This window comes from Corallococcus sp. AB038B, assembly GCF_003668955.1.
GTDB lineage: Bacteria > Myxococcota > Myxococcia > Myxococcales > Myxococcaceae > Corallococcus > Corallococcus exiguus.
The window spans coordinates 1-380 of the sequence record NZ_RAWO01000447.1 but is presented as its reverse complement, the minus strand read 5'-3'; the positions used below and the strand labels follow the sequence as shown (position 1 = coordinate 380).

Annotated in this window: 1 protein-coding gene; it reads left to right on the top strand. The window is 41.1% G+C overall.

All coding sequences use genetic code 11. From position 1 onward, the window contains the following. Positions 1-25 precede the first annotated feature (25 nt). Positions 26-142, top strand: a complete 117-nt coding sequence (locus tag D7Y04_RS46920) for a helix-turn-helix domain-containing protein (RefSeq protein WP_158627721.1) — start codon at positions 26-28, stop codon at positions 140-142. Positions 143-380 lie beyond the last annotated feature (238 nt).

Here is a 380-nt window from a genome sequence, read left to right as displayed (position 1 = left end):
CGGTGAACGTTAGCGAGTGATTTCTATGAAACTGGATCAAGGTATGAGTGCATCTCGCATAGCAAATCTCATCAATTGTTCAACGCAAACGGTTTACAATATTCTGGATTTATTTCGAGAAACGAACGATGTGATGGAATGAAGAGGACGTGGTGATGGAACTTCGTTGACTGCCGATCAACGCAAATTTTTATGACAACTGTTCTACAGACATCCTCAAGAAAAATCGGCTCGGATTAACTATCCTTTTTATCGAAAAACCGGCTCTTCTATTAGGTCTCGCACGATCAGAAGTTATCGAAGACGTTTCGCCTCTCTCCGTGTCCATGCGAGAACACAATTACCGGTAAACAATGAGCATACATAACCAAGATAATTTT

Coding starts and splice junctions, on each gene's coding strand:
- D7Y04_RS46920 (WP_158627721.1), top strand. CDS start 26: ATGAAACTGGATCAAGGTATGAGTGCATCTCGCATAGCAAATCTCATC.